The organism is Nitrospirae bacterium CG2_30_53_67 (assembly GCA_001873285.1).
Lineage (GTDB): Bacteria > CG2-30-53-67 > CG2-30-53-67 > CG2-30-53-67 > CG2-30-53-67 > CG2-30-53-67.
This window is the reverse complement of sequence record MNYV01000064.1, coordinates 1-6,627: the sequence shown is the minus strand read 5'-3', so window position 1 is coordinate 6,627 and position 6,627 is coordinate 1. Positions and strand designations below refer to the sequence as shown.

General features: G+C 52.0%; 6 protein-coding genes. All 6 read left to right on the top strand.

The genetic code is table 11. The annotated features are described in order from the left end of the window. The first annotated feature begins 366 nt into the window (after positions 1 to 366). Positions 367 to 711, top strand: a complete 345-nt coding sequence (locus AUK29_03600) for a hypothetical protein (GenBank protein ID OIP64915.1) — start codon at positions 367 to 369, stop codon at positions 709 to 711. Between the two features lie 171 nt (positions 712 to 882). After that, positions 883 to 1,944 carry an HflK protein gene (locus AUK29_03595; GenBank protein OIP64914.1) on the top strand — a complete coding sequence of 354 codons (1,062 nt, stop codon included), beginning with the start codon at positions 883 to 885 and terminating at the stop codon, positions 1,942 to 1,944. Positions 1,945 to 1,958: 14 nt separating this feature from the next. Further along, on the top strand, positions 1,959 to 2,816 hold the full coding sequence (locus AUK29_03590; GenBank protein ID OIP64913.1) for an HflC protein: 858 nt from the start codon (positions 1,959 to 1,961) through the stop codon (positions 2,814 to 2,816). 488 nt (positions 2,817 to 3,304) lie between these two features. Next, positions 3,305 to 4,021 carry a hypothetical protein gene (locus AUK29_03585; protein ID OIP64912.1) on the top strand — a complete coding sequence of 239 codons (717 nt, stop codon included), beginning with the start codon at positions 3,305 to 3,307 and terminating at the stop codon, positions 4,019 to 4,021. Positions 4,022 to 4,083: 62 nt separating this feature from the next. Beyond that, a complete protein-coding gene (locus AUK29_03580; GenBank protein ID OIP64911.1) occupies positions 4,084 to 5,067 on the top strand; it encodes a peptide ABC transporter ATP-binding protein in 984 nt (327 codons plus the stop codon). Positions 5,068 to 5,301: 234 nt separating this feature from the next. Continuing rightward, positions 5,302 to 6,285 (top strand): hypothetical protein, encoded by a 984-nt coding sequence (locus AUK29_03575; GenBank protein ID OIP64916.1) that lies wholly within the window; start codon positions 5,302 to 5,304, stop codon positions 6,283 to 6,285. The last annotated feature ends 342 nt before the right edge of the window (positions 6,286 to 6,627 follow it).

The following is a 6,627-nucleotide window of genomic DNA, read 5'->3' as shown; positions in this document are numbered from 1 at the left end:
AATACCGGGGGATTGGATTGTCTCCCTGATTTATGGTATAATAATAACAAAAAAGATCATCTCCAAAAGAGTGTGTGAAAACATCAGGGGTCAAGGGGTCAAGGATTCCAGGGGTCAAGTGAAGTGCTAAAAACATAAGGGGCCGAGGGTCATAGGGTTACGCTTCGTGTGTCCCGTTTTTCTTTATCCTTGCCGTCTGCGACGGCTACTACACTAAGGCATCTTGGGATCAAGGGTTCCAGTGTTTTTCTCTGGAGATTTTGCTTGCGTTTCAGTATTTCACTTGACCCCTTGAACCCTGGAATCCTCGAACCCTTTTTACCCACTAGATGGGAGAAGAACCATAAAAAATCATCATGAAAGGGTATGATGGACGGCCTGACCGTAACCAGAGAGATCTTAAAACAGTTGATTGAAAAAGCCCAGGCCGAAGGAGCCAGCCGCATCACCAGGGTCGTCATTGAGGTCGGTGAACTGAGCGGCCTGGATACCAAGGAAATGCAGACTCATTTTGAACAATTAAGTCAGGATACCCTTGCACAAGGGGCGAAACTTTCCATTACATCGATTCCTCTTAAGGTCAGATGCCTATCCTGTTCGACCGAATATAATGCCGGCGGATTCAAGATGACCTGCACCCATTGCGGGAGCATCTCGTCCGAGCTCATCTCCGGGAACGAACTCCGCGTCAAGGAGATGGAGGTCGGATAGATATCCCGTTTTGCTTTCTGATAAATTTGTCGCACCCCCATTCCTTCAATACCTGTTGCGCTTTATCTCACAATCCATTAGACTATCTAAAAATTATTTCAATTTCGTTAGTTGACTAAAAAAAAGTGATCGGATCCGGGTGCAGCCGGACTTTTCAGAAAGGAGGGACTGATGCCGTGGAACCCAGGAAGTCCGGGAGGCGGGCCGTGGGGTGAAGGCCCCCTGCCGATTGAAGACATGGTTAAAAAATTTGAAGAATCGTTCCGGTCTTTCAAGTCTTTGAAGCATAAGATCCCGGGGGCAGGGGCCATCGTGATGGTGATTCTGGCCTTGTGGGTTTTATCCGGGATTTTTATTGTGGCCCCGGATGAGATGGGGGTGGTGAAGCGGTTCGGAAAGATGGTGAGAACTGCGCAGCCTGGCCCGCACTGGCATATCCCTTTTCCTGTGGAATCGGCGCTCAAGCCCAAGGTGACCAAGGTTCACCGGGTGGAGGTGGGATTTAGAACCGTCGACTCCGGTTCGCCGGCCCGGTATCGGGAGGTTCCCGCCGAGGCCCTGATGCTCACCGGAGACGCCAATATCGTGGCCCTGGAGTTTATTGTGCAGTACCGGATCCAGGACCCGGTCTCTTATCTCTTCAACATCCGTGATCAGGAGAAGACCATCAAGGATGCGGCAGAGGCAGCCATCCGCGAGGTGGTCGGCAAGAATAAGATCGATGAAGTTCTGACCGAGGGAAAGTTCCAGATCCAGCAGGATACCATGACCCTGCTCCAGGGGATCCTGGACCGGTACGAGGTCGGAATCATGGTGGACGCGGTCCAACTGCAGGATGTCCTCCCTCCCGAGCCGGTGATCGCCGCCTTCAAGGATGTGGCCTCGGCCAAAGAGGACAAGGAAAAGATCGAGAACCAGTCTATGGGTTACCGAAATGACATCCTCCCCAAGGCCAAGGGTATGGCCCAGCAGATCATCAATGAGGCACAGGCCTACCGTGAGGCCAAGATCAATGAGGCCAAAGGGGATGCCAGCCGCTTCCTTCAGGTCCTTGCCGAGTATAAGAAGGCTAAGGATGTCACGAGGACCAGAATCTACCTGGAAACCCTTGAGGAGATCCTTCCCCGGATGGAAAAGGTTCTCCTGGATCAGAACGTATCTGAAAGAGTGTTGCCCTACCTCCCGCTCGAACGGCTGATGGAAAAAGGCGGGCAGGAAAAGGCCAAACCATAAGCAAGGAGGAAGAGATGAAAAAACTTTCTGCCGTGGCCGGCGTCCTGATCATCCTGGCCATGTTGTCCCTCTCCCAGGTTCTCTTTACCGTGGATCAGACGGAATCGGCCCTTCTGGTGCAATTGGGAAAGCCGGTCCGGACCATCCATGACCCAGGCCTTCATGTCAAGGTCCCCTTTGTCCAGCAGGTCATCTTTTTTGACAATCGGATTCTGGAATATGATGCGGCGGCTAAAGGAATCATTACCAGGGATAAGAAGAACCTGGTGGTGGACAACTTTGCAAAATGGAGAATCAAGGACCCGCTGAGGTTCTATCAGACCATGCGGAATGAATTCGGGGCGCAGGCCCGCCTGGACGACATTATCTACTCGAATCTCAGGGCGGAGCTCGGAAAATATGATCTCATCCAGATGGTTTCAGAAAACCGATCCCAGATCATGAAGACGGTGACACAGGATACCAACCGAAAGGCCCTCTCTTATGGGATCGAAGTGGTGGATGTCCGGATCAAGAGAGCGGACCTTCCGCCGGAAAATGAGAAACATGTCTATGACCGGATGAAGGCGGAGCGGGAGCAGGAGGCCAAGAGGTACCGTTCCGAAGGTGAAGAGGCGGCCATGAAGATCCGGGCCGAGGCGGAAAAGGAGAAGACCATCATCCTGGCCGAGGCAAAACGAAAATCCCAGGAGCTCAAAGGCGAAGGGGATGCCTCAGCCACTAAAATTTATGCGGAGGCCTTTCAGAATGACCCTGAGTTTTTTGAGTTCATCCGGTCTATGGATGCGTATAAAAAATCATTGCCGGACAAGACCCTTCTGCTTATCGGCCCGGAATCGGAATTTTTCAGGTTCTTAAAGAAGAGCCGGTGAATGTTTCCTGTAAAGGCTCATGGCCTTCCCGTTGAGTGAGGAGGCCCGCCCGAATCTGCACGGAGGGTGTTTATATTAAAAGGTCATCTCCAAAAGAGTGGGTGAAAACATCAGGGGTCAAGGGGTCAAGGATTCCAGGGGTCAAGTGAAGCGCTAAAAACATAAGGGGCCGAGGGTCCTAGGGTTCAAGGGTTCCAGTGTTTTTCTCTGGAGATTTTGCTTGCGTTTCAGTATTTCACTTGACCCCTTGAACCCTGGAATCCTCGAACCCTTCTTACCCACTGGATGGGAGAAGAACCCTATTGAAAACCTGAAAAAAGTTGCATTCACCGGCAGAATTGTTTAGAATTCCAGAAAGAATGATCATGTCAAAGTTTCACAAAAAGGGTAAGAGATGAAACCACAGAGTGCTGAGAGAAATACTCTGTGTTCTCTACTGGTTGGTGGTTAGGGTTTGACCATATGCGACCCATCAGAAGGAGCCTTCTATGAAAGAAGCCGTTCAGGAGATGTACATCCGGGGGAAAACGCACTTTTCACATGGGGAGTTCGAAGAGGCCAGAAAGTGTTTTGAGATGGTCCTTGAACAAGAAGAGAAGCTTGCCGAGGTCCACAGTAAACTCGGGATGATCTACCATGCGGACGGCAAGTTTAACAAGGCCTCCCGATCCTTCCGCAAGGCCCTTGAAATCAACCCGAATTATACAGAAGCCGCGTTGAATCTGGTGATCTGCCTCAATGAAAGTGGAAAGTTTGAAGAAGCCGAAGCCGTGTTTAAAAACGCGGCCGATATCGTCCAGTCCGCCCCTTATTTCATTGATCCATTTGTGCAGGGGAAATTGGCGGGGATGCATGTGGAAACCGGTGATGCCTACCATGAGATCGGCTGGTTCAACGAAGCGATCCATGAATACCTCATGGCATTGAAGATGCGGCCTAATTCTATGGAGATCCTCATCAAAATCGGACTGGCTCACCGTGAGAAAGGGGATCTGAACAACGCGGTCAAATATTTGCAGCAGGCAAAAACCGTCAATCCGGCCTATGTGCCGGTCTTTCTTCATCTCGGCCTGACCTATTACAAGCAAGGCAAAAAAGACCTGGCTGTAGAGGAGTGGCATACGGCGCAGCAGATCGACCCGCAAAACAGAGAGGCCTCAACCTTTCTCCGACTGGTCGAGAGCGGAGGCAAAAAAGCCGGCTGAACCATCGGCTCTTGTTTTCGTTATACCCGATCCCGGGTCGTCCCTATGGAATCCATCATCCCATGCCCATCCTTGAAATCAAAAATCTGACCATCCATTTTCATACCGATGCCGGTGTGGTGCAGGCCGTGAATCATCTCTCTTTGACCTTGGAAAAAGGAGAGGTTCTCGGTATGGTGGGGGAGTCCGGGTGCGGCAAGAGCGTAACGGCCCTTTCCATCATGAGACTTCTTCTCATGCCTCCGGCAAGGGTGGTCACAGGGGAGATTTTGTTTGAAGGCCGCAATCTCCTTGCACTCGATTCCGAGGAGATGCGGAAAATTCGGGGGAACAGGATCTCCATGATCTTTCAGGAGCCCATGACCTCCCTGAACCCGGTCTTTACAGTCGGGGACCAGATTGCAGAGGCCGTCATGGCGCATCAGAACCTCATGAAGAAGGAGGCCATGGATAAAACCGTGCAGCTTCTGAAATCGGTGCAGATCCCTTCCCCGGAGCAGCGGATCTCTGAATATCCTCACCAGCTTTCCGGAGGGATGCGGCAGCGCGTGATGATCGCCATGGCCCTATCCGGGAGCCCTTCCATCCTGATTGCAGACGAGCCCACGACCGCACTGGATGTGACCATACAGGCCCAGATCCTCGATCTCATGAGCAATATCCGTGAGGAATCCGACATGTCCATCCTCATGATCACACACGATCTCGGCGTCATTGCGGAAATGGCGGATCGGACCGTGGTCATGTATGCCGGAGAGGTTGTGGAGCATGCCCGGACCGTGGACCTTTTCCAACGGCCCTGTCATCCCTATACCATCGGGCTGATGCAATCCATTCCCCGCATCGGCAGCCACGGAGCGAGGGATCGTCTCAAGGCCATTCCCGGCACGGTATCGGATCTGATTGATGTCGCCCCATGGTGCAAGTTTTCGGATCGCTGCGTCCATGTCACCGGAGAATGCCGGCAGCGGAACCCTGATCTGGTGGAGATGGAATCCGGACATTTTGTCCGGTGTTTCAAGCATGTCGGGGTGGTCACGTCATGAAAATATCAGGGGTCAAGCGGTCAAGGATTCCAGGGGTCGAGTGAAGTGCTTTTCAAGAACCTGAGGGTCCGAGGGGTCAAGGGTTCAAGGGGTCGAGTGAAGTGCTCAAAACATAAGGGGCCGAGGGTTCAGGTGTTATAGTGTTTTTCTCTGGAGATTGTGCTTGCCTTTAAGTATTTCACTTGAATCCTTGAACCCTGGAACCCTTGAACCCTGGATCTCTATTTGGAGTTCATCTTGTCGGCCATTCTTGAAGTCAAAGGACTGAAGAAATATTTCCCTATTCAAAGAGGCTTCATGAAACTGGGGCGGCAGATGGTTCGTGCCGTGGACGGCGTGGACCTGACCCTTCATGAAGGCGAGACCCTGGGACTGGTTGGAGAATCCGGCTGCGGGAAGTCCACGGTCGGGAAGTGCATCCTCCGCCTTGTTGAACCGACCGAGGGCGAGATCCTCCTTCACCAGGAGGATATCCTTAAAAAGAGCCGTTCGGATATGCGCAAGATCCGGTCCGAGATGCAGATCATCTTCCAGGATCCTTTTGCATCCCTGAATCCCCGCATGACCGCCGGGGAGGCTATTGAGGAGTCCATCAGGATCAACCTAAGACAACTCTCAAAAAACAAGAGAACAGAGAAGGTCCTCTCCTTGCTCCGGGACGTCGGCCTTTCAGAAGATGACTACGGCAAATACCCCCATGAATTCAGCGGCGGGCAGAGGCAGCGCGTGGGGATTGCCCGTGCGCTGGCCGTTCATCCCCGGATCATCATTGCCGATGAGCCGGTATCGGCGCTGGATGTATCGATTCGGGCGCAGGTCCTGAATTTGCTCGGGGATCTTAAGGAGAGATACGGTCTAACTTATGTTTTTATTTCTCACGATCTGAGTGTGGTGGAGTATCTGTGCGACAGGGTGGCCGTGATGTATTTGGGAAAGATTATGGAGGTCGCCGGCCGGAACGATCTCTATGAATCCCCCCTTCATCCCTATACCAAGGCGCTCTTTTCAGCGATTCCGGTGCCGGATCCGACTCTCCGGCGTAAAAAGGTCCCTCTGATGGGAGAGATCCCGAGCGCCTCCAACCCTCCTCCGGGATGTTTGTTCCATACAAGATGTCCGGAAAGATTTAAACCGTGCGATCATCTTCCGCCTCCGTTGATCCCCAGGGAAAACAACCGGTGGGTCCGATGTTTCTTGTACGGCGGGGCGGGTCATTAAGGAATGGTTCAAGCCGTTCGAATCGTTTGGATCATCTTTAAAAAGTGGGTGAAAACATCAGGGGTCAAGGGATCAAGGATTCCAGGGGTCAAGTGAAGTGCTCAAAAACTACAAGGAGTTAAAGGAAGGGCCCCAGTCTTATCAATGATGCTTGGAGATTTAAAAAACAGCAAAAAGATTTTCTGAAGAGGTTGAGCGGATGCTCAAGGATCTGATGAAATCACTGGAAAACAAACACTTGACCCCTTGACCCCAAGATACCTCAGTGTAGTAGCCGTCGCAGACGGCAAAGATAGAGAAAAGCGGGGCACGCGAAGCGTAACCCTGGAATCCTCGAACCCT